Origin of the sequence: Nocardia salmonicida (genome assembly GCF_036142455.1) — a bacterium.
GTDB lineage: Bacteria > Actinomycetota > Actinomycetes > Mycobacteriales > Mycobacteriaceae > Nocardia > Nocardia salmonicida.
Window position 1 is genome coordinate 3,816,581 of record NZ_CP108014.1, and the last position, 22,465, is coordinate 3,839,045.

The 22,465-nt window shown below is 68.2% G+C and carries 21 protein-coding genes; 9 read left to right on the forward strand and 12 right to left on the reverse strand.

What is annotated here, in order from left to right; translation table 11 throughout:
• The first annotated feature begins 76 nt into the window (after positions 1-76).
• Together mraY and OHS03_RS18125 are read left to right on the forward strand one after the other, a co-directional pair.
• Positions 77-1,150 (forward strand): phospho-N-acetylmuramoyl-pentapeptide-transferase, encoded by a 1,074-nt coding sequence (gene mraY, locus OHS03_RS18120; RefSeq protein WP_328655688.1) that lies wholly within the window; start codon positions 77-79, stop codon positions 1,148-1,150.
• A 52-nt stretch (positions 1,151-1,202) separates the two neighbouring features.
• Positions 1,203-2,396: a hypothetical protein gene (locus tag OHS03_RS18125; protein WP_328655690.1), complete on the forward strand. Its 1,194-nt coding sequence runs from the start codon at positions 1,203-1,205 to the stop codon at positions 2,394-2,396.
• Here the strand turns inward: OHS03_RS18125 and OHS03_RS18130 are convergent.
• Entirely contained in the window at positions 2,362-3,315 is a 954-nt protein-coding gene (locus OHS03_RS18130; protein ID WP_328655692.1) for a hypothetical protein, read from the reverse strand. The two genes, OHS03_RS18125 and OHS03_RS18130, sit on opposite strands and share 35 nt — an antisense overlap.
• Positions 3,316-3,688: 373 nt before the next feature.
• Here OHS03_RS18130 and OHS03_RS18135 point away from each other — a divergent pair, with 373 nt between their 5' ends.
• The gene (locus tag OHS03_RS18135; RefSeq protein ID WP_328655694.1) at positions 3,689-5,650 is read left to right on the forward strand and encodes a hypothetical protein; all 1,962 of its coding nucleotides are present in this window, start codon (positions 3,689-3,691) and stop codon (positions 5,648-5,650) included.
• 96 nt (positions 5,651-5,746) lie between these two features.
• On the opposite strand, the gene OHS03_RS18140 is transcribed toward OHS03_RS18135, so the two are convergent.
• Positions 5,747-6,691: a LysR family transcriptional regulator gene (locus OHS03_RS18140; protein ID WP_062987876.1), complete on the reverse strand. Its 945-nt coding sequence runs from the start codon at positions 6,689-6,691 to the stop codon at positions 5,747-5,749.
• Between the two features lie 63 nt (positions 6,692-6,754).
• Complete coding sequence (locus OHS03_RS18145; protein ID WP_328655696.1) at positions 6,755-8,263, reverse strand: flavin-containing monooxygenase; 1,509 nt, start codon at positions 8,261-8,263, stop codon at positions 6,755-6,757.
• A gap of 97 nt (positions 8,264-8,360) precedes the next feature.
• On the opposite strand from OHS03_RS18145, the gene OHS03_RS18150 reads away from it, so the two are divergent.
• A complete protein-coding gene (locus OHS03_RS18150; protein WP_328655699.1) occupies positions 8,361-8,900 on the forward strand; it encodes a GNAT family N-acetyltransferase in 540 nt (179 codons plus the stop codon).
• Positions 8,901-8,959: 59 nt separating this feature from the next.
• Here OHS03_RS18150 and zapE read toward each other — a convergent pair whose 3' ends face one another.
• The gene (zapE, locus tag OHS03_RS18155) at positions 8,960-9,979 is read right to left on the reverse strand and encodes a cell division protein ZapE (RefSeq protein ID WP_328655701.1); all 1,020 of its coding nucleotides are present in this window, start codon (positions 9,977-9,979) and stop codon (positions 8,960-8,962) included.
• Positions 9,980-10,014: 35 nt separating this feature from the next.
• Between zapE and OHS03_RS18160 the strand changes: the two genes are divergently transcribed.
• The 4 genes from OHS03_RS18160 (at position 10,015) to msrB (ending at position 14,264) form a co-directional block, all read left to right on the forward strand.
• Positions 10,015-10,776: a pyrimidine reductase family protein gene (locus OHS03_RS18160; RefSeq protein WP_328655703.1), complete on the forward strand. Its 762-nt coding sequence runs from the start codon at positions 10,015-10,017 to the stop codon at positions 10,774-10,776.
• Positions 10,777-10,808: 32 nt separating this feature from the next.
• Positions 10,809-12,362 (forward strand): alpha/beta hydrolase, encoded by a 1,554-nt coding sequence (locus tag OHS03_RS18165; protein ID WP_056811161.1) that lies wholly within the window; start codon positions 10,809-10,811, stop codon positions 12,360-12,362.
• A gap of 84 nt (positions 12,363-12,446) precedes the next feature.
• Positions 12,447-13,778 (forward strand): glycosyltransferase family 87 protein, encoded by a 1,332-nt coding sequence (locus OHS03_RS18170; protein ID WP_328655706.1) that lies wholly within the window; start codon positions 12,447-12,449, stop codon positions 13,776-13,778.
• 60 nt (positions 13,779-13,838) lie between these two features.
• Complete coding sequence (msrB, locus tag OHS03_RS18175) at positions 13,839-14,264, forward strand: peptide-methionine (R)-S-oxide reductase MsrB (RefSeq protein WP_063004453.1); 426 nt, start codon at positions 13,839-13,841, stop codon at positions 14,262-14,264.
• Between the two features lie 23 nt (positions 14,265-14,287).
• Here msrB and OHS03_RS18180 read toward each other — a convergent pair whose 3' ends face one another.
• The 7 genes from OHS03_RS18180 to OHS03_RS18210 all read right to left on the reverse strand — a co-directional run bounded on the left by OHS03_RS18180 (position 14,288) and on the right by OHS03_RS18210 (position 20,346).
• On the reverse strand, positions 14,288-15,112 hold the full coding sequence (locus OHS03_RS18180; protein ID WP_328655708.1) for an SDR family NAD(P)-dependent oxidoreductase: 825 nt from the start codon (positions 15,110-15,112) through the stop codon (positions 14,288-14,290).
• 61 nt (positions 15,113-15,173) lie between these two features.
• Positions 15,174-16,370, reverse strand: a complete 1,197-nt coding sequence (locus OHS03_RS18185; protein WP_328655710.1) for an NADH:flavin oxidoreductase — start codon at positions 16,368-16,370, stop codon at positions 15,174-15,176.
• Positions 16,367-16,945: a TetR/AcrR family transcriptional regulator gene (locus tag OHS03_RS18190; RefSeq protein WP_056811177.1), complete on the reverse strand. Its 579-nt coding sequence runs from the start codon at positions 16,943-16,945 to the stop codon at positions 16,367-16,369. Before OHS03_RS18190 ends, OHS03_RS18185 begins: the two co-directional genes overlap by 4 nt.
• 63 nt (positions 16,946-17,008) lie before the next feature.
• Positions 17,009-18,880, reverse strand: a complete 1,872-nt coding sequence (locus OHS03_RS18195) for a glycosyl transferase (RefSeq protein WP_328655712.1) — start codon at positions 18,878-18,880, stop codon at positions 17,009-17,011.
• A gap of 125 nt (positions 18,881-19,005) precedes the next feature.
• Positions 19,006-19,701 (reverse strand): hydrogen peroxide-dependent heme synthase, encoded by a 696-nt coding sequence (gene hemQ, locus OHS03_RS18200; RefSeq protein ID WP_328655714.1) that lies wholly within the window; start codon positions 19,699-19,701, stop codon positions 19,006-19,008.
• A gap of 43 nt (positions 19,702-19,744) precedes the next feature.
• Positions 19,745-19,903, reverse strand: coding sequence for a hypothetical protein (locus tag OHS03_RS18205; protein WP_156677388.1), 159 nt, complete (start codon positions 19,901-19,903; stop codon positions 19,745-19,747).
• An 83-nt stretch (positions 19,904-19,986) separates the two neighbouring features.
• A complete protein-coding gene (locus OHS03_RS18210) occupies positions 19,987-20,346 on the reverse strand; it encodes an HAD-IA family hydrolase (RefSeq protein ID WP_328655716.1) in 360 nt (119 codons plus the stop codon).
• Positions 20,347-20,732: 386 nt separating this feature from the next.
• Between OHS03_RS18210 and OHS03_RS18215 the strand changes: the two genes are divergently transcribed.
• Entirely contained in the window at positions 20,733-21,086 is a 354-nt protein-coding gene (locus tag OHS03_RS18215) for a VOC family protein (RefSeq protein WP_328655719.1), read from the forward strand.
• Here OHS03_RS18215 and OHS03_RS18220 read toward each other — a convergent pair.
• Complete coding sequence (locus OHS03_RS18220; protein ID WP_328655721.1) at positions 21,083-22,444, reverse strand: protoporphyrinogen oxidase; 1,362 nt, start codon at positions 22,442-22,444, stop codon at positions 21,083-21,085. The genes OHS03_RS18215 and OHS03_RS18220 overlap by 4 nt on opposite strands.
• Between the last annotated feature and the right edge of the window lie 21 nt (positions 22,445-22,465).

The window sequence follows — 22,465 nt, forward strand, 5'->3', positions numbered from 1 at the left end:
TGAGCTCCCCTAGTATCGGCACACGGAATCGCCGGGCGGGTCCGGTGCGGGACCGGCGGCACGAAGGGGCAATCGAGTGAGGCAGATCCTGTTGTCGGCGGGGATCGCTCTGGTCGTCACCATCACGCTCACGCCCGGGTTGATCCGGGTCTTCGCGCGGCGGGGGTTCGGACAGGAGATCCGCGTCGACGGGCCTGCCAGTCATCAGGCCAAACGCGGAACGCCCACGATGGGCGGGTTGGCCATCGGGGCCGGGGTCTGGGCCGGGTATCTGGGATCGCACCTGATCGGGTTGCTGTGGGACGCGCCGGGACCGAGTGCGTCGGGGGTGCTGGTGCTGCTGCTGGCGTCGGCGCTGGGCGTGGTGGGTTTCCTCGATGACTCGATCAAGCTGCGAAAACACCGAAATCTCGGGCTGACCGCGGCAGGCAAGTACGTCGGGCAGGTCGGAGCCGCGGTGGTGTTCGCCGTACTGGTGCTGCGCTTTCCCGGCGCCACGGGACTGACGCCCGCCGGTCGCAACCTGTCCTATGTCCGCGATATCAGCACCATCACCTTCGCGTCGCTGTTCTTCGTCGCGTTCATCGTGTTGCTGGTGGTCGCGTGGTCGAACGCGGTGAACATCACCGACGGGCTAGACGGGCTGGCCGCGGGTTCGATGAGCCTTACGCTCGGCGCGTACGTGGTGATCACCCTGTGGCAGTACGACAACTCGTGCGAGATCAGCCCCGGACGCGGCTGCTACAACGTGCGCGATCCGCTCGACCTGGCGATGGTCAGTGCCGCGGGTGCGGCCGCGTGCATCGGATTCCTCTGGTGGAACGCGGCGCCGGCCAAGATCTTCATGGGCGACACCGGTTCACTCGGCCTTGGCGGCCTGCTCGCGGGGCTGTCGATCACCAGCCGCACCGAGTTGCTCGCCGTCGTGATCGGGGCGCTGTTCGTCGCCGAGGTCATGTCGGTGGTGCTGCAGATCGTGGTGTTCCGCACGACCCACACCCGACTGTTCCGGATGGCGCCGTTCCATCACCACTTCGAACTCAACAATTGGCCCGAGACCGCGGTGATCATCCGGTTCTGGGTGCTGGCCGGGATCGCGTCGGCGACCGGACTTTGTCTGTTCTACAGCGAGTACCTGACCTCGCTCTAGTTGTCGGGGCCTGCGGCTACGCTGACTCGACCGAGCGAGGGAGGTCGCCGCTGTGAGTGCCGAGATCGTCGTGCCACCGGGTCACGATATCGCCGCCGACGTCTCGTTCGAGCTGGAGGAGCTCGATGAGCTGGTCGGCGAACTCCTCGCCGAGCACGCCGAACGCGCGGCCCGCGACGCGCGCATCGTCGCGTTGCGCCTCGGGATCGGGGGACAGCGCCCGGAAACCCTCACCCGGATCGGCGCACGCTACGACTTGGCCCGCGACCGGGTCCGTCAGCTCTACGCCAAAGCCATCGGGCGGATCGTGCGCGAAGCCGCCCGCTCGCGACACCGGTCGGCGAAGGTGTTCGCACACCGCTATCCGGTCGAGGCGGGTGATCTGCGCCTGGTGCGCATGCTGCTGGCCGAGACCTACGCGACCGATACCGACCTGGTGGCCATGGAATGGTCCTATCTCAAGCTCCGGCTGGCCGGACACGAACAGGGCGACGCCAAGCGGGTCGCCGGATATGTGATGCAGCGAATCCTGGGCTGGCAGAAGAAGACTGCCAGCATCCTGGCCAAGCTGCAGGTGCCAGCGGAAGGCGCCGACGATCTACGGGCACTGCTGGCCGACGTCGAGTGGTCGACCGGGTCGGCCGCGCCGCTGCCGACCGAGTCGGCGCGGGTGGCCGACGGTGACGACGCCGATCGGGGACGGTTCTACTTGGCGAAGGCAGGCCGCGACGTCGCCTACGACTCCGCGATGGCGGCCCGACTGCTCCGAACCCTCGACGCCGACCCGTCGGTGGCGGCGTTCCAGGAAGAACCGACCGCGCTGACCTACCACTTCGGCGGCGAGGACCAGGTCCACTATCCGGCGGTCGCCGCACAGCTCACCGACGGCCGCACCGTTCTGGTCGACGTGGTCCCGTTGGGCCGCATAGCCTTCCACCGTAATCGGATCCAGAGCGAACTCGGCCGCGCCTACGCGCACGAGCACGGCTGGGGCTGGCTCGCCTGGACCGGCAGCGCGCTCGGCACACCCCAGCTCCAGGCCCGCACGATCGACCCCTCGGTCGAGCAACGCCTGGCCACCGACCTCGAACAGGGCCCCTACGATCGCCAGGCGCTGGCTACGGCCAGCGCGGAAACCGGCCTCGATCTCCTCGACCTGGCCGGTCTCGTGCTCCGCAACGACTGGCAGTGGGACCGGTTGCCGATGCGGCTCAGCGCGTCACCATCGCGCCGACCATCACGGTGAGGACCAACAGCATCGCGCAGCAGGTGAGCCACTGCCACTGATTCAGCATGCGATCCATCCGACCGATGCTCGCGCGCAGGCTCGCCGCGGCGCGCTGCTGGGCGACGAGTTCGCTACGCAGTCCGGCCATCGTGATGGCTTCGGCGTCGGCGTTCACCCCGGCTCGATCGATCCGGTTGTGCAGACGGCCGACCAGCCGCTGCTTGTCGCGCACGGCTTGGCGCGAGACCGCCAGCTCCACCCGCTGGTCACGCAACTCCGTGCGCTGGTGCTCGATCATCGCGGCCTGTGCCGCGGTGTGCCGTTCCCAGGTGCCCACGTCGGCCCACCCTCCTGTCTTGAGATCTGCGTGCCCCCAGTGGATTTCGCCGGACACCCAGCCTTCGAGGACATCCCGCAATTCCGTGCTGCCGCGAGCCGGCGCGGCGAAACCGGTCTCGCCCGCGGCGAGCATGCCCTGGGCGACGCGGTAGTCGGCGGCCGCGGGCGCGAAGTCGGCGATGCCGACCGCGGGGACCAGCGGCACCCAGAAACCCTGCGGGCATACCCACAGCACATCGTCGATTCCGGCCGCCTGCAAGCGTTTCCGGTGGGCGCGGGCCGCGGTGATGTCGAGTGGGCCGCTGCGCACCTCGACCACGCAGCGCCGGTCACCTCGGCGCCAGTAGAGGTCGACGGGGATATCGTCGATCCGCGCGTCGACCTCGGCCTCGTCGGCGCCCGCCGCCGTGAGCCTGCCACAGATCCAGTGTTCGAGACGCTGCGTATTCCATTGCATCGCGGCACATTCGGGGCAACCACAGCCATACCCGGTCCGCTCGGTGACGGCGCGGCGGCTACCCTCGGAAATCCCCAGTTCGTCGAGCAGCGCCTGTCGTCCACACGCCACCTGGGTCTCGCTCAGCCGCTTCGTCCTCACACCATCACTCCCTCACCAAGGGACCCGTCGTAGGCTCACGCGCACGTCCTGGACAACAGGTTCCCGCAGCCGCCGGAAAGGCGCCAGCCCCCTTGACCCGCGTTCGGGTGCGTCACCGCCCGGTGATAGATATCACAAACGCGACTCTGCTTGTATATCAAGCCATTTCATTGTGCCAACGTCGCACAAAGACGCCTAGATCTTGATCATTTCGATACAAAGACCTGCCTGTTGCCTGTCCGTTTCATCCTGATTGCGAATCAGTTCGGCGCGTCGCGTAGGCAGTGACGACAACGCGTGCTGTGGCCCCGATGGATATGATCGCTGCGGCCGAGGCGGGCACGCTCGGGCGACCACGGGAAGTAGGGTGTGCATGAACCACGCTGAGCACGACGAATCCATCGGGTCGATGCTGGCGAGCATCGCCACGGCGCTGCGCGAGGTCAGCGACAAGCTCGATATCGTAGCCGCGCGGGTCCAGCTCGATGTACCCACCTTCCCGGTCGACGAGGATCTGCCCGACCACATCCGGATCAGGCGCCTGGAGTCCTGGGCATTCCGTGCGTCACAGGACATTTCACGCCTGAGTTCTCGCCTCGATGCCCTCGACAACGACGGTGAGCCCGATGCGGGCCGTCCGGCCCGGGGCACCCGCAGCCGCCGCGAGGTCCGCGAAGCCGCGGAGGCCGCCGAACGCGCCGCCGATGGACCAGATGACCAGCAGCGGCCTTCCGATCCCCTACCGCCGCATCGGAACCGCGATGACGACGGCTCACGGCCCCCGCTCGAGCGCCGCAACTCCCCCGCCCGGCCGACCACCGACCACCTCGGCGATCCCACCGCCTTGGCCGCGACGCCGGTCCCGCGTACCGAGGCGGCGCCCTTCGGTCAATCGACCTCGTTCGACAGTGATCCGGTCGTCGCGGCGGACGGCAACGGCGCGGGTGGCGAACCGCCGAGTCGGCGGCCTGCGCCCACACGGCTCAGCGGGGCAGTCCCGACCGGCAGCTCGTCCGGCGAGAGGGTCGCGGCCGCCTCGGTCGGCAACAGGACATCGACCAACAGGACCAACGGCGCCGCCCACGGTGTGGCCGATGACATCGCGTCGCCACGCAACGGCACCCCGGTGCCCGCGGTAATCGGAACGGTCTTGACGGCACCGGCAATCGAGCGCACACCCGGACCGAGCGCGCCTGCCTCGACGAGGGCCACCGCAACGGCGCTCGCCGAGGATCGCACGCCCACGTCAGAACCCGATGACGCGAACAACGACACCGAGTCGGGAAGTGACACCGCGGCGATCGCGACCCTGCCGGGGAGCGCGGATGTGAGCACCGTCGTGCGCGAGGGTGACGTGACGATCGGTGGCGCCACCGGGTTCGGCCTCGGTTCCGGTGCGATGAAGCATGTTTCGGGCCCACCGGTCGAAGCACAGTCGGCGCGGACCGAGGCTGGAGACCCGCTGACGGGGGAAATCAGCGCCGATGCCGGTATCGAGCGGGCCCGCCCGGTCAAGAAGCCGACCGAGGGTGAAGCCACCGGAGGCGACCGACTAGGCGTTCCGTCGCCGGACAGACTGTCCAGCAACGGGAATGGTGTCACGTCAGTGCACGGGTCCGGGGGCAACACCGCCAATGGCATCCACTGGTCCTTCACCGAGGAACCCGCGCCCACGCCGGCGGTCCCGGACCGAAACGACCACGCCCGCAACGGCTTCACCACCGGCTCCACACGCCGGGCCGAATCCCTGTTCGACGATTTCACCCCGCACGACCGCCTGACCACCGGCGAGACCCCCGAGCCGCAGATCGTTTCGGGCCCGCCCCCACGTCTCACTCCACCGACTGAACTCACCACCCAGCCGAACCACGTCGCGGTGGATCCGCCGCGCGTCGGTAGCTCCTCACACGTCAACGGCGCACCGGATATCAGCGACAGCCCGGCCTCCCCGAGTCGACCGGCGAACACCGGCGGGCTGCCCGGCCACAACGGCCGGCCGGACCACGCACCGCTCACGAGTCACGCGGCGCCCACGAATCACGATCACCCCGCCGACGACCCGGCCGTCGCCGATCCACCGACCCTCGGCCTGCCGACCGGCCGCGGCCTGTCGACGAGCCCGTCCGATCCCCTCGAACGCCCTGTGGCCGAACCGATTCCGCCGACCGCCACCGACTCGGCCGGGATCACCGTCACCGGCACCTACCGCGCCTTCGACATCGAACGCGCCCACGTCGACAAGCTGCAGGCCATGCTCGACGAGCTGAAACGCTCGGCCGGTCTCCCGCCGGGCCGCCGCGACGTCTTCGGACCGCCGACCCCGGACCTCGGCTGAGCCGACGTCGAGCCACACCAGATCGACGAGAGGTCCGCGACAGCGGGAACTTCCGGCTCGGCCCCGCGCGAACGGCTGACGAGCGCGCCGCGTGCGTCAGGCGGGCTTCGCCAGCGGGACGAGACCCGGGTCCACGTCCGGCTTCGGGGCTTCGTGCGCGACGGCGCCGATGAGGTCGCGCAGGGCGCGATGGCCCGCGTCGGCGGTATTGCGCGGATGCCAGGCCATGGCGACGACGGGGGCCGGTAGCGGCAGCGGGATCTCGAACATCGCCAAACCGAGCGCGGTGCGTGCGGCGCGGGACAGTAGTTCGGGTGCGGGGCAGACCAATTCGGTCGAGGCGAGGGTGAGCAGCGCGGTGGGCAGGTCGGCGACGGTAGCGACCACTCGGCGGGTGCGCCCGTGCAGGGCGAGTCGGTCGTCGATCGGGCCGTGCGTGCGACCGGTGGGGGAAACCTCCAGATGGCGCGCCGAGGCGTAGGCGGCGACGGTGGGACGGTCGGTGGCGAACGGGTGGTCGGGAGCGGCGACGCCGATCCATCGATCGGTGAACAGACGCTTGACCACCGTTTCCGGATCGGTCTGCCCGATCATGCCGACTTCGACGTCGACCCGACCGTCGCGCAGCGCCACCGCGCCGTCGGCGGCGTCGGCCGCGAGCAGCCGCACCGTCACCCCTGGCAGCTGGGCGTGGACCGCTGCCAGCAGTGGACCGGACAGGTGGGCGCCCACCGAATCACCGACGCGGACAACGAAGTCGCGGTGCCTGCCTGGTCCGTGTCCGTCGCGGGCGGTGAGCAACATCCGTCCCTGATCGACCAGGCTCGCCACATCGTGGCGCAGTTCCAGCGCTCGCGGCGTCGGCACCATCTGTCTGCCGGAGCGAACGAGCAGCGGATCGCCGAGCACCTCGCGCAGTCGGGTGAGGGTGCGACTCATCGCCGAGGTCGAGGTGTGCAGTCGCCGGGCCGCCTCGGTCACGCTGTTGGTGTCGAGCAGCGCGTCGAGAGCGAGCAGTAGGTTCAGATCCAGCGCGTCCACGCGAGGATTATCACCAACGCACCGATCGCCGTCGGCGTTGCCGACGGCGATCCGGCGTGTCGGCTACCGCTCGGCTACGGGCGCCGGCGTCGGCGCCGCGGGAGCGGCCACCGCGCGAGTGCGCAGCACCCCGCGGTAGGACGACGGTCGCACGGGTCGCACCCACTGCGCCAGCCTCGACATCAACGGCAGCGGCGTGCCGAGATCGTCGAGCATCTCGTCGATATTGGCCAGCGAGAACGGGACCACCGAGGCACCGTGCGCGTGGTTTCCGTCGCTGCGCTCGCGCGACCACTCCAGGCGCGCGTCGATGTCGTTGTTCATCAGCTCGGCCATCGGCGGCACGAACCTGCCCGTGAGCAGGCCGGCGATCCAGTGCGCGCCCACCTCGGCGCTGAGCGCGCTCACGTGGGAGCTGTTGTAGCCGGCGAAACTCAGGTTGGGGATCTCCACCGGCAGAATGTGGCGGTAGAGCCGGAAATCGCTCGTCTCGTCGGTGAGGGCGCGCCGCACGAACGGGGTGAGGAACGGCACCTCCTGCCGGTACCCGGTGGCGCAGACGACGATCTCGGCCAATTTCAGGCTGCCGTCGGCCAGGCGCACCGCGGGACCGTGCCGCCCACCGATCAGTTCGGTGATCTCGGTGTCGCGGTGCACGCCGATCCGGCCCGCCTCGACCTGCTCGGTGAAGCCTTCGGTGGCCAAGCTCGCGCTGCTGGTGCCGATCTCGGAGATCGGGCCCGTCGGCACCAGATCGAGCTCACGCAGCCGCAGCTTGCGCGTCACCCGCTCTTGCAGCAGGTCCATGTTCGCCTGGCGCAGTGCGAGCCGGTCGAGTAGTCGTTCGGCGCGGTGCGGGAAGCGGGAGGGGAAGTGCGCCTCACCGGCGCGGGTCAGCAGCAGGCGCTCGTAGTCGGCGCCGAAGCCGAGTTTGCGCGGCATCTTCCAGGTGAGTCTGCGCGCCACCACGGTGGTTTCGTCGGCGATATGGCTGACGGCCTCGGCCACGTCACAGGCGGACTTGCCGTAGCCGAGCACGACCACCGAGCGGTCGCGCGCCTGCTCGACATCGTGGAACTCCGAGACGTGGCACAGTCGCCCGCCCGCGGCACGGAAAGCCGCGGCGCCCGGCAGGTCGGGCAGCACCGGGTCGCTGTAGACGCCGTTGGCGACGATCAGGTGATCGCAGGTGGTGCGGTGCCCGCCCATCTGGTCGCGGATCTCGAGCAACCAGCCGCTGTCGACCGGGTCGGCCGCCACCACCTCGGTGCCCAGGCGCAGGTGCGGGCCGAGGCCGAACTCCTGCACGTATCCGGCCAGGTAGGCCTGCATCTGCTGACCGTCGGGCCAGCGGGGGAAATCTTCGGGCATCGGGTGATCGCTGAACGCGTACGTGGACTTGCTGTTCTGCGCGCGAAGTCCTGGATACCGGCGGGTGGCACTCCACACACCGCCGACGTCGGGGGCCCGGTCGAAGACTTCGACCGGGAAACCCGCCTGACTCAATACCTTCGCGCAGGCCAAACCCGCCACTCCCGCACCGACGATCCCGATGCGGCTACCGCTCGTCATGCGCAGGACAGTACTCGGCAAAGTAGGCCCGGTGCCACCGCACTGTATCGGCCCACAGTCCCATCGCAGCTGAGGCGAGCCATGCTGTACTGGAAGGATGACCAACAGTTCCGTCGTCGTCGACCGGGCCGGGCTCTGGGACGCCGAGGCGCTCAGTGATGTCGCCGCCGCGACCTTTCCGCTGGCCTGCCCGCCCGAGGCCACCGCGGCTGACATCGAGATCTTCCTCGAGCAGATGCTCTCCGGCGAGCGCTTCGGCGAATACCTGACCGACCCGGACAGGACAGTGCTCAAGGCCGTGGAGGGTGACGAGATCGTCGGCTACGCCATGCTCGTCGCGGGCAGGCCGAGTGACCCCGAGGTCGCCGCGCGGGTGCACGCCGGGTCGGTGGTCGAGCTGAGCAAGATGTACGTGCTGCCAGGACACCACGGCAGCGGCGTCGCCGGGGCGATGATGGAGGCCGCGGTCGACACCGCGCGGCTGGCCGGCGCGGACGCGGTCTGGCTCGGGGTCAACCAGGCCAACGAACGCGCGCAGAAGTTCTACGCCAAGCACGGCTTTCGGCAGGTGGGCACCAAGACCTTCATGGTCGGCAGCCAGCTGCATTCCGATTTCGTCTTCGAACGCGCGCTGTGACGGCCGACTGAGCGGCGTGGTCGCGACGAGCCGAACAGCTCGGCCCGTCGCGGACGCGCTTACGCGGCAGCGGCCTCGAAACGCGACAGCGCGAGCAGACGCGAGATCGCGCGCAGGTACTTCTTGCGGTAGCCGCCGTCGAGCATCTCCTTGGAGAAGATCTCGTCGAGTTTGACGCCCGAGACCGTCACCGGGATGCTCGCGTCGTAGAGCCGGTCGGCCAGCACGACCACGCGCAGCGCGACGGCCTGATCGGTCACGGTGTGCACGTCGGAGATGAACACCGAGGCCACGCCCTGGATCAGCGCACCGAACTTGGACGGGTGCAGGGTGCTCAGATGCTTGAGCAGCACGTCGAATTCGTCGAGCGTGGACCCCGGGGTGGTCGCGGCACGCTCGACGAGCAACTCGTTCGAGGTGGGTTCCGGGGCGGGCGGCAGGTCGCGGTGGCGGTAGTCGGGCCCGTCGACACGGACCGGATCGAAGATCGAGCCGAGCTTCTTGATCTCGCGCAGGAAGTCCGAGGCCGCGAAACGGCCCTCGCCCAGCTGGCCGGGCAGCGTGTTCGACGTCGCCACGATGGAGACGCCACGGGCCGACAACTCGGTGAGCAGTCGCGAGACCAGCATCGTGTCGCCCGGATCGTCGAGTTCGAACTCGTCGATGCACAGCACGCTGTTGGCGGAGAGCCGTTCGACGGCGTTGTTGAAGCCCAGCGCGCCGACCAGGTTGGTGACCTCGCCGAAGGTGCCGAACGACTTCGGCGCCGGGGAGCTGTGGAAGATCGAGGCGAGCAGGTGGGTCTTGCCCACACCGAAGCCGCCGTCGAGATACAGCCCTGCGCCCGACACGGCCTTCTTCTTGCCGAAGAGACTCTTCTTCGAGGCGGCTTTGTGAATTTTCGCCACCTGACCTGCGAATTCCTCCGCCTTGGCTACCGCGGCCGCTTGGCTCGGTTCCTGGGGGTCGGGGATGTAGGAGGCGAAGCTGACCTCGTCGAACATGGGCGGGGGCACCATCTGCGCGACGAGTTGGTCGGCCGGGACCTCCGGATGGCGATCGACAAGGCGTTCTTGCATGGACAAATGGTACGGACGTGGTTGCATCGATCCCTATGCAGCGTATCCACAATGTGACCCAGCTCGCAGACCTCGACCCAGACGCACTGGCCAGGTGCTATGCCTATCCGCGGCATCTGGACGGTCCCTGGGTGCGGGCGAACTTCGTGAGCAGCATCGACGGCGCGTTCACGGTCGACGGTGTTTCCGAAGGGCTGGGCACCGAAGCGGACAAGACAGTGTTCACGGTCCTGCGCGAGCTGGCCGATGTGGTCGTCATCGGCGCGGGCACACTGCGCGCGGAGAACTACGGCGGCGCGCACACGGACCCGCAACGCCGCATGGCGCACCATCGGCACGGCATCGGCGGTCACCCCGAGGGCACCCCGCCACCGATCGCGGTGGTCACCGCCTCCGCCAAGCTCGATCCCAGCTCGAAATTCTTCACCGACGCCGAGGTGCCACCGCTGATCATCACCACGAGGCATGCGGACCCGGCGCAGGTCAGCGCCCTCGAGGATGCGGGCGCGCAGGTGGTGGTCGCCGGTGAGGCCGCGATCATGCCCGCCGCGCTGATCCGGGTGTTCGCCGAACGTGGTCTGCACCGGGTGCTGTGTGAAGGCGGACCACATCTGTTCGGGCAGCTGGCCGAGGCAGGTCTGGTCGACGAACTGTGCCTGACCACCGCCCCGATGCTGGTCGGGGGCGCAGGCGGGCGAATCTCGCTGTCGGCGAGCTCATTCGACCTGCCGATGGCCCGCAAGCAGTTGGTGCTCGCCGAGGACGGCACCGTCCTGGCCCGCTGGGCCCGTCGATGAAACCTGGCGCCGAACCTGGCAGTGTGTAGCGCATGCGTTGGACTCGGGCCGCGGCAACGGCCGCGACACTGTCGATCATGCTCGCGGGCTGTGGGGCCGGACCGTCTGATCGGCCTGTCGTCGCCGTCGAGCGCCCGGGGGCCGGTGGTGCCCAGACCGAAGCGCCCGCACCGCAGGACCTGGCCAAGGCGGAAGTGCCCAAGACCGATCTGGCCTGGCGTGACTGCACCGCGGCCACCCTGAGCTCGCTCGACTTCGGCGCCGCCCCCGCGGGGCTGATCCTCGACTGCGCCGAGTTCTCGACGCCGATCGACACCGCGGGCACCGTACTCGGCACCTTCCGCGCGGGCGCCCTGCGGGCCCGGCTGCCGCAGACCCCCGCCGACGCCGCCCCGCTGGTACTCACCTCCGGTTCGGACCGTTCGTCGGCGTCGACGCTGGCCGGTCTGGCGATCGGGCCCAACAGCGCGTTGCTGGCCGCGCAACCGATCGTCGCGGTGGACCGGCGTGGCATCGGCGCCTCCCAGCCCATCGACTGCATTCCGGCGCAGCTGCGCGCGGTGATGACCGACCTCGGCCAGACCGGGGTGGGCAACGCCGATCAGGTCGGCGCCGTCGCGGGCTTCAGCCAGGACGCCACCATCGCCTGCCGGGATTTCCTGCAGCCCTACGAGGGCACGTTCGACGCACCGCACGCCGCCGACGACATCGAACAGCTGCGCAAGCAGTGGCAGGTCGACAAGATCAATCTGCTCGGCGCGGGCAACGGCGCCAAGGTGGCCTTGAGCTACGGCCGCCGCTACGGCGACCACCTGGCCCGACTCGTGCTCGACGCCCCCGAGCCGGTCGGCGCCGACGCCACCACCATGGCCGAGGCGCGCGTCACCGGCGCCGAAGCGGCGCTCACCGCGTTCGCGCAGCGCTGCAAGGCCGCCAACTGCGCACTCGGTGCCGATCCGCGTGCGGCGGTCGTGGCGCTGATGAACAAGGCGACCAGCGGCGGGCTCGGCGAGATCTCGGCCGCGGACCTGTCGACCGCGCTCACCGGTTTCCTGTCCAGTCCCCGTGGCGACCAGGCGAATCGGGTCACCGCCCTGGCCGACGTCCTGGCCGCCGCCGACCGTGGCGATCGCGGACCGCTGTCGGCCATGATCGTGCGCGAGGCCGCCGCGATCACCTCCGACGGCGAGTTCGTCAACCGCTGCACCGACAGCCAGCAGCCTCCGACCGCGGACAAGGCCCGTGAACTCTCCCAGACATGGGCGAGCAAATATCCGGTATTCGGGCGCAACGCCGCCATCGGGCTGATGGTCTGCTCGGCCTGGCCGGTCTCCACCGCGGCGCCGCTGCCGACGAAACTCGACTTGCCGGTGCTGGTGTTCGCCGGTGCCGCCGATCCGATCGTCGGCGGGGCCGCCGCCTCGGTGACCGGCGCGCTCGGCTCGGCGGGCGCCCGGCACGCCACGATGACCTGGCAGGGCTGGGGGCATCCGGTCGTCACCCACTCCGGGTGCGCGCAGAAGGCCGTCACCGACTACCTCGCGGAGGCGAAACTGCCTGCCGACGGCGGCGCCTGCCCGGCCTGATCCGGTCGGGGCAACCGCCGGGTTCCGGCGCGTCATCCGGGTCCGGCGACACCATCGCAACCCGATCCGGTGTACCGTGCCCCAGTGTTGTTCCGACAGCTCGAGCCCCGTACCGCTCGCACCTCCGCCGAGGTGATCAAGTTCGCGCTCTGGCCCTTCGCGGTCATGATGGTGCTGAACCGCGTCTTCATCAAGGCGATCAACGGCTTCGTCACCGATGACTACCGGCCTGTGTACAACGCCTCGTTCGAGTTCCTGAACGGCAGGCCGCTGTACACCGCCGACTTCTCGTCGGTCGATCCGCACTATCTCTACTATCCGAGCGGAACGCTGCTGATCGCGCCGGTGGCGATCATCGACTACGAGCTGTCGCGCTGGCTGTTCATCGGGCTCAACGCCGTCGCGATCCTGCTCGCCTGGTACCTGCTGCTCCGCCTGTTCAAGTTCGGCCTCGGCTCCATCGCCGCGCCCGCGTTGCTGCTGGCGATGTTCGCCTCCGAGACGGTGACCAATACGTTGGTCTTCACCAACGTCAACGGCTGCCTGCTGCTGGCCGAGCTGGTGTTCATCACGCTGCTCCTGGCGCGTCGGGATCTCTGGGCCGGTGTGGCGCTCGGTTTGAGCATCTCGGTGAAGCCGACATTGGCGCCGTTGCTGCTGGTGGCGGCCGTTCGCGGCCAGTGGAAGGTGTTCATCACCGCGCTCGGTGTGCCGTTGACGCTCACCGCGATCGCCTGGCCGCTGTCGGCGGACCCCGAGAAGTTCTTCACCCGAGTTGTGCCGTATCTGGCGGAGACGCGCGACTACTTCAACAGTTCGGTCGGCGGCAACGGGCTCTACTACGGATTGCCGCATTGGCTCATTCTGCTGATCCAGGTCGTGATGGCCGCTGTGGTCGCAGTGTCTTTGTGGCTGCTGTGGCGTTACTACCGTCACGACGAACTGTTCTTCGTCACCACGTTCTCCGGCGTGTTGCTCACCGCGTCGTTCCTGCTGCCCTCGCTGGGCCAGATGTACTACTCGATGATGCTTTTCCCGTTCCTGATGACCGTGGTGCTGCGCAATTCCGTGCTGCGCAACTGGCCCGCGTGGCTGGCGATCTTCGGGTTCATGACCTACGACAAGTGGCTCTCCGATCGCTGGCAGGGCGTCGGCCGCAACCTCGAATACCTGCGGGTGACCTTCGGCTGGGGGCTGCTGCTCATCGTCGTGTTCTGTGTGCTCGGCGACCGGTATCTGGCCGCACGTCGCGAGGGCAGGCTGCAGTTCGGGATCGACCCGACCTGGATCGCGAACGCGCCCGATTCACGCGACGGCACCGACGAACCGGCGCCCGTCGCACCGGTCGCACAGGAACCGCCGCACCGCGATGATCCGGTGGCGCCGGTCGAGGACCTCGAGCCCGCGCTCAAGTAGTTATCGGCCGGTGACGCACCGCTCACGGCGCGCACCGGCCGAAACCATTAGCGTGGAGCCATGAGTTCTGATACTTCGTTGCCCACGCCGCGCATCCAGCTGACGCCGCAGCAATGGCGGGCGAAACTGGACCCCGAGGAATACGCCGTTCTGCGCGAGGCCGCCACCGAGCGCCCGTTCATCGGCGAATACACCGACACCAAGACCGAGGGCGTCTACACCTGTCGCGCCTGCGACGCCGAATTGTTCCGCAGCACAGAGAAGTTCGAATCCCACTGCGGGTGGCCGTCGTTCTTCGATCCCGCCGATTCCGACGCGGTGATCCTCAAGCCCGACGACACCCTGGGTATGCGCCGGGTCGAGGTGGTGTGCGCGAACTGCCACAGCCACCTCGGGCACGTGTTCGAGGGCGAGGGCTACCCCACCCCCACCGACCAGCGCTACTGCATCAACTCGATCTCGCTGCGCTTGCGCCCCGCGGAGTAGTCGACCAGCTGAAACGCTGAGAATCAGCTGCGGGTGGTCGCGGTGCGCTCGGGGTAGACACCGTGGCCGACCTGCAAATAGGACAGCCGATCGGCCAGTCGGGTGCTGAGCCGCCGGACAGCGTCGTAGACGTGGGCGTCCTTGCCGATCACGACACGACCCTTACCCTTCGCGGTCGTATCCACGATGCGGCGCGCCACCTGCTCGGGCTGGGCGGAGAATCCCTTGGCGAGCCACTCGGGCGCACCCATCTGCTGGGCTACCTTGCGCACCAGGTCGGTCCAGACCGAACCCGGAAGCACCGTGGTCACCGTGACATTCGAGCGGCCACGCAAATCCTGCGCCAACCCGTAGCTGAACAGGGCGAGCGCGGCCTTCGACGCGCCGTACACCGCTGATCCGGGCACCGGAACGATCGCCGACAGGCTCGAGGTGTTCATGATGACGCCACGGGGGCGTTGCAGCAGGTGCGGTAGGAAGGCCCGCGACATCCACACCGCGCCGAAGAAGTTCACCTGCATCAGCGTCTCGATCCGGGCGTCGCTGAGGTCTGCCACGGTCTGGAGTTCCTGGGCGATTCCCGCGATGTTGAACAGGCCGTCGACTCGCCCGTGGGCGGCGATCACCCGGTCAGGGAACGCGGCCACGGCGGCGCGGTCGCAAATATCGAGCGGGTAGACGGTGAAGCGCTCGCGGTCCGCGACCAGCGCGGCGGTGGCGGCCAACGCCCGCTCGTCACGATCAGCGCCGACCACGATCGCGCCACGGGCGACCAGCTCCGATGCGACGCATCGTCCGATGCCGTTCCCGGCTCCGGTGACGACGAAGACGCCGCCCTCGATCTGCATGCACGATCTCCCAGTTGTTCGCTGTATGGCGGGCACGGTGTGCCTTCTCCGTCGGGTGTGTTCAGCCGAGCGTCAGCTGGATCGGCTCGCGCGACAGGGTAGGGCGGTACACGCAGCGCGTGCCCGAGTAGATGGTGGGCATGCATTCGTTGCAGTGCACGCATGCCGAGCGCGTCGATTCATCGGATTGAATGCGGCGCAACAGATTCGGCTCACGCAGCAGGGCCCGGCCCATGGCGACGAATTCGAAGCCCTCGGTCCTGGCCAGGCGCATGGTGTCGAGATTTGTGATGCCGCCCAACAGGATCAGCGGCATCGACAGTGCGCGCCGGAAGTGGCGGGCCCGCTCGAGCAGGTACGCCTCCTGGTACGGGTACTCCTTCAGGAAGGACTTCCCGACCAGGCGGAACCCCAGGCGGGCCGGGTTGGGCAGGGTTTTCGCGAAGGAGCGGCGCGGGGGTGTGCCGTGGAACAACATCATCGGGTTCAGGAGCGAACTGCCCGCGGTCAATTCGAGGGCATCGAGCGCGCCGTCGGCCTCGAGCCAGGCGGCCACCTGGAGCGATTGGGGGACGGTGAGGCCCCCGGCCTGGCCGTCCTCCATATTGATCTTGGCCGTGACCGCGATCCGATCACCTACGGCATCCTTGACCGCACAGGCGATTTCACGCGCCATTCGAGCACGATTGAGCAGGGATCCGCCGTAGGCGTCCTTGCGCCGGTTCAGCAGCGGGCTCAGGAACGCGCTGGCCAGATAGTTGTGGCCGAGATGAATCTCCACCGCGTCGAATCCGGCCTGCTCGGCCAGGCGCGCGGCATCGGCGTGCGCGGCCACGGTTTCGGCGATCTCGGCGATGGTGGGAGTCTTGGTGAATCTCATGCCGAGCGGGTTGAACATCCGGCTCGGCGCGAGCGCGGGCACTCGATTGGAGGCCGCGTTGGCCACCGGTCCGGCATGACCGATCTGCGCGCTGGCCGCGGCGCCCTCCGCGTGCACGGCATCGGTCAGCTTCCGCAGTCCCGCAACGGCTTCCGGGCGCATCCAGATCTGATGCCGATCGGTGCGACCGCCGGGCGCGACCGCGCAGTACGCGACGGTGGTCATGCCGACACCGCCGGCGGCGACCTCCCGATGGAAGTCGATCAGTTCCTCGGTGACAAGGGCGTCCGGCGTGCGGCCTTCGAAGGTCGCGGCCTTGATCACCCTGTTGCGCAAGGTGATCGGACCCAGCTGGGCCGGTGCGAAGATGTCGTTCATAGCTGTTCTCCCGTCGGCGCGGTCAAACCGGCCACCACGAAATCTCGCAGCGTCTCCAGGTCCGGCTGCGCCATGCCGTGTTCCTCGATTTCGGGGCTGCCGAAACGCATGATGATCAGATCGAAGGCGAGCATCCACCGACGACGGCTCTCCCGGTCACTCACCTCCGGAAGGAGCGTGACCCACGTGCCCATCCGGAACCACGGGCCCCGCCACGTCGTGAGATGGCGTCCGAGCACGAACCTGGACAGCAGTCGAAGGTGCAAGCGGCCCATAGGGTCGCCGGCGAGCTGGACGAAGGGGGCCAGGATCGTGTCGACGACGGCGGGTAGCGAGTCACGTCCGGCGCTCGCGCGGGCAAGACCATCGGCCCACAGTGGTCCCAGCCGGTCTTCGATCAGCGCACCGACCAGGGCTTCCTTCGATCCGAAGTGGTAGTGCACCGCGGCGGCGTTCGCACCGGCGGCAACACAGATGCCGCGCACCGAGACCTCGTCGTACGGCTCGGTCAGCAGCAATGTTTCGGCGGCGATCAGCAGTCGCTGCCGCGTCCCCGTCTTGACCTCATCGACCATACCCAGAAGTGAAACACGTTTCAATCGGTATTTCAATCACTGATTGAAACCATGGCTGGATGGTCAAACGAGACCGCGTACATCCCACACCCATACGCCGTCCACCTGCTCGGACGGGATGCCGAGCAGGTCATCCACGGTGCGACGCAGGGCGTCAGTGCTCTGAGACGGCGGCAGCACCACCACATCGGCGCGCCAGTAACGCAGATCCGAGAGGGCCTGCTCGCGCAGAGCTCGGTCGATGACCGGAGCAGTATCGAACATCCGGACCAGCATGAGCAGAACCGCGGTGGGCCGCGGGTCGGCGCCGTAACCGGCCCCACGGTCCGCGCCGCTCGGGCCGACGAAGTAGCCGCCGACCAGCGGGAAGGCGAAGTCGGCGTCGACCTGCCATCGCAGCGCGATGGCGTCCGCCGAGGTGGGCGGCGGCACGATCACCACCGAGCCGTCCGAGACGTATTGCCGCACAGTGCCGTCGGCGAAGAACGCGGGCGTCGCGGGGCGTTCCTCGACGGGCAGCATGCTCGGCGCGATGGGCAGCAACGCGAAGGTCAGGGCGCCGAACCAGGCCGCGGGCCGCCGCTTCGAGGCGGAGGCACGCCACGATTCGATCGCCCGCTGGGTGCCGATGGCCAGGATTATCGCGATGACCGGAATGGCCGCCATCGCGAACCGTGATTCGATGATCCCGTTCAGTGGCGGGATCCACCCGAAGGCCAGCCATGGCATCGGCACCATGGCGAAGTCGCCGTCGCCGAAGCGCACGACGCCGTCGAAGGACAGCACAATGCCGAGCGACAGCGTCGTGAACACCACGATGACGATCCCAGCGGCCCGCACAATGCGCTCGCGCCGCAGGACGAACACGGCCACGGCGACGAGCAGGAGGAGTGGCCACCCGAAGTAGGCGTTGTCCTCGGTCGGATTGATGCTTACATCGGGGCCGAACGAGAACATGCTGCCCGCCGACTCCGGCGAGAACTGAAACAGCGACAGAATGTCGTTGCCGACCCGGCCGATCCCGATGAATCGGTACGACTGCGGTCCGGCGAACTGCCACCACAGCCCGAAACCGGTGAGCGTCAGTGTGATCAGCGCCGCGAGCAGTACCGACGGGGCCGTCGCGCGCAACGCGAGCACGATGGCGGGCCGGGTGCGCAGGTAGGCCAGGGCGAAGACCGCGAAGCCGAGCGCGAAGATCAGCAGCGGCTCCTCACCCAGCGTGAGCTGCAGAGCGACAAGCAGTCCGAGCACGACGGCGGAGCGCGGTTGCCACACGGGTCGTGCCCCGACGGCGTTCTCCGCGTGGCGCGCCATTTTGATGACCTGCACAGCGATGATCGGAAGCAACACCAGGACAACGAAATTCGCGTGCCCATTGGTGTGCGCGATCATCGCGGGCGCGAAGCCGCAGAACACACCGCCAACGGCCGCGGCGAATTTCGAGGTCACCAGCTCGCGCGAAAATACCCAGTACCAGGCGAACGCCGTGCCGGACAGGCCGAACGTGAGCGCCGACACGAACGTGACGGTCGGCCCGAAAAGCAGGGTGACAGGCGTGAACGGTACCCCCCAGCCGTACATGAGGGTATTGGCCATCATGTTCACGCCGTCGGGATAATTCTGCAGCTGCGTGCTGAGCGGACTCCCCAGGTGGGTGATATTTCGTGCCGTGACGGCATTGAACCACTCGAAAAGCGTCTGGTCCTGATCGCTCTTGCTCAGGTAGCCACTGCGGGGGTTCGACCACAGCCCGGCGAGTACGAAAACCGCGAGTGACAGGTAGCAACCGGCGACGACCAGGTCGGTGCGCGCCGAGCGCAGCCACTGCGCCGGAGTGCGGCGCGACTCAGCCGTTTCCGGTGCGTTTCGATCGATAGCCGCTACAGCGGATCGGTCCTCTTCGGTCCGGTCCGTTCCCCACCCTGGTACCACGCGCGAATCTCTCTCACCCTCATAGCCACAATCGGCCCGCTCACGATACGTGAGCGTGAGACCGCTGCTACATCAGGCCGATGAGAAAGGCCCGCTTGATAATCGGGCCTTCGGTGTCCGCCTTGCTACGGCAGTGCGGTGATCAGCTGCTCGACCTCGACGCGCGGTCCGGTGAAGAACGGCACCTCTTCGCGCACGTGCAGGCGCGCCTCGGTGGCCCGCAGGTCGCGCATCAGATCGACGATCCGGTGCAGCTCGGGGGCCTCGAACGCGAGAAGCCACTCGTAGTCGCCCAGCGCCATGGAAGTAACCGTGTTGGCCCGCACATCCGGGTACCCACGTGCGGCCTTGCCGTGGTCGGCGAGCATCTTGCGCCGCTCCTCGTCGGGGAGCAGGTACCACTCGTAGGACCGCACGAACGGGTACACGCAGATGTAGTTCCCCGCGTCCTCCCCTGCCAGGAACGCCGGAATGTGGCTCTTGTTGAACTCCGCGGGCCGGTGCACTGCCACGTTGCTCCAGACCGGCGCACTCGCCCTGCCCAGCTCGGTGGTCCGCCGGAAGTCGGAGTACGCGGCCTGCAGATCCTCGACCCGCTCGGCATGGGTCCACAGCATGAAATCGGCGTCGGCCCGCAGCCCCGCCACGTCGTAGATCCCGCGCAGCACCACACCCTTGTCGGCGAGTCCGTCGAAGAACGCCTGCGCCTCCTTGATCGCCCCCGCTCGGTCCTCACCGAGCACGCCCGGCTGAATCTGGAACACCGAGAACATCAGGTATCGAATGGAGGAGTTGAGAGCCTGGTAGTCGAGTCGCGCCATGGATCTATGGTGCCACTGCGGCGTTTTCGCCCGCCGCTGGGGCTCAGTCCGCCACCGGCCTACTCGCCCGCCACGGCGAGGACTCGTCACTGCCGAACACCGAGGTCACCGTCGTCACTTCACCGTCGTGAAGTTCGACAGGCCCGAGATCGGGATCGAGGATCAGGCTCCGCGCGCTGCGCTGCTCACCGGCAATGGTCACAGCGGGCGATCATGCAGCATCGCTATCACCGATGTCCGATGACACGCCGCTGGTCAGCCGGGCCATCGACCTGACGACGGGTTTCAGGCCTTCGCGCCGAGTACCGCTAGATCGTCGATCCCACGGAAATGAATGCCGGTCATGCCGAGCGACCGTGCTGCGGCCACGTTCTCCGGCCGGTCGTCGATGAACACACAGCGGTTCGGCGCGACACCGGCTGCTTCGGCGGCGATCTCGTAGATGCGCAGGTCGGGTTTCGCGACGCCGACGGCCGCGCTGCTGATCACGGTGTCGGCGAAACCCGTGAGGAGCATCCGGGCCAGATGGGCGTCGAGGTCGTCCATCGCGTTGGTGACCAGGACCAGCGGCACGCGCGTGCGGACCTGCGCCAGCAGATCCCTGACCTTCTCGTCGACCCAGAAGCTCGACGGCGGCGAAGGCATCGACCGCCCGGACCGCGTCGAGGTGACCGCCGAGCGCCGCGGTGATCGAGGCCAGCCACTGTTCGGCGGTGACCAGCCCGAGAATGACCGGGCGTATCTGTTCAGGAGCGAAGGCGGTGGCCAGCACGGGGAGACCGTAGCGCTCCCTCGATCTCGCGCTGACGGTCGTGGTCGAATTGACGGAGCACGCCGTCCAGATCACACAGCACCGCGTCGAATCTCTGCATCGTTCCAGTGTGCCTGTGCCGCTGAGTGACTCACAACGATCACGCGGCACCACGGTCGCCGGTGGTCGATGACGCGCCGGGGGCCTGGTCGGGAAAGGCGGACCGGAATAGATTGGGGCAACGCACATCCAGTAGTCGCTCGCCGCGTAGGAGGATCGTATGCGTGTCATCAGCGTTATCGCCGACATTCCGGTTGCCGATATCGGAATCGCCCGGAGTTTCTATGCGGACTATCTCGGGCTCGGGGATGAGGAGTTCAATTTGGGATGGGTGGCGCGGTACTCGTCACCAGAGACCGGGGCGAACATCCAACTCGTCACCCAGGACGCGACCGCCCCGGAGAATCCTGTTGTTTCGGTCAAGGTCGACGATGTCGAGGCGGCGCTGGCCGCGGCGCAGCAGCGGGGATACGAGATCGTCTACCCGCTGACCACCGAGCCGTGGGGCATCACCCGATTCTTCGTCCGCGCACCTGATGGAAATGTCTTCAATATCGCCCAGCATCGGGATTAGCGCTGTGTGCTCTCGATATACGCGGTAGCCACGCGTTCCGCGGCGGCGGTGCCCGAGGCGACGCAGGCGGGGACACCCACGCCATGGAGGTAGGCGCCCGCGACCGCGATGCCGTCGAGGGGAGCGATGGCGGATTCGAGTGTCGCGATCCGTTCGGTGTGGCCGGGGGCGTATTGCGGAAGGCCGCCGGGCCAGCGTTGGACGACCGCTTCGAGCGGGGTGATCGGAATGCCGGTGACGGTGGACAGGTCGGCGACCGCCGCTGCGACGAGGTCGTCGTCGGTCCACGACAGCGACTTGTCGTCGCCGAGACGGCCGAAGGAGGCGCGGACCAGGGCGACGTCGCGCTCGGCCAGATGGGGCCATTTGCGGCTGGACAGGGTGAAGGCCTTGGCGCGCAAGGGTTCTCCGGTGGCAACGAGGATGCCGGAGTTGTCCGGCAGTGGCGTGTCGCGCGGGAGGGCCATGGCGACGAGCGCCGAGGAGGACAGCTCGATACCGGCGGCGGCCTGGGCTGCTTCGGGCGCTACGTAGTGCAGGAGTCGGGCAGCGACCGGAGCCGGCGTCGCGATGACCACCGCGTCGACGGCTCCGAGCGGGTCCACCACCCAGCCGCGCGGTGCGCGGGCTACGCGCGTCGCGGCCGTGGTCGTGACGAAACGGGCTCCCGAAGCTTCGGCCAGCGCGGCGAGCAGGGCTCCGTAGCCATCGCGCAGACCACCGAACACCGGGGCCGAACTGGGGGCGGGCATCGCCGCGCGGACGGCCTCGGTGAGACTCGAAGCACCGTCGTCGAGCGCCTCGGCAAGGGTGGGCAGCGCGGCGCGGACGCCGATGGAAGCACTGATCCCCGCATAGACCCCACCCAGCAGGGGATCGACGCTCCGCTCGACGACCTGCCTGCCGAAACGGTCACCCACCAGGGTCTGCACGTCGACGTCCGATCCTGGCTCCCAGTGCAGCGGACGCCGTGCCTCGGCGGCGACCCGATCCAGCGTCGCATCGTCGACCAGCCCGCGCAGTGACTCGGCATCAGACGGAATCCCCATCAGGGTGCGCCCCGGCAGCGGATGCACCGACCCCTGCGCCCAGATCAGCGGCCGTTTTCCGGCAGGTCGCACCAGCTGGTCGGCCAGGCCGAGTTCGTTCATCAACTCGATCACCTCGGGCCTACGTCCCACGAACGCCTCAGCGCCGAGATCGACTGGCTCCCCGGCCAATTCGCGGGTGTGCAGCACCCCGCCGACCCGCCCGCTCTGCTCGAGCACGACGATATCGGCGCTGCCTCCCAACCGCTGCCGCAACCGATAGGCCGCGACGAGCCCGCTGATTCCGCCACCGACGACCGCGATCCTCATGCCACGACCGTAGCCGCGACG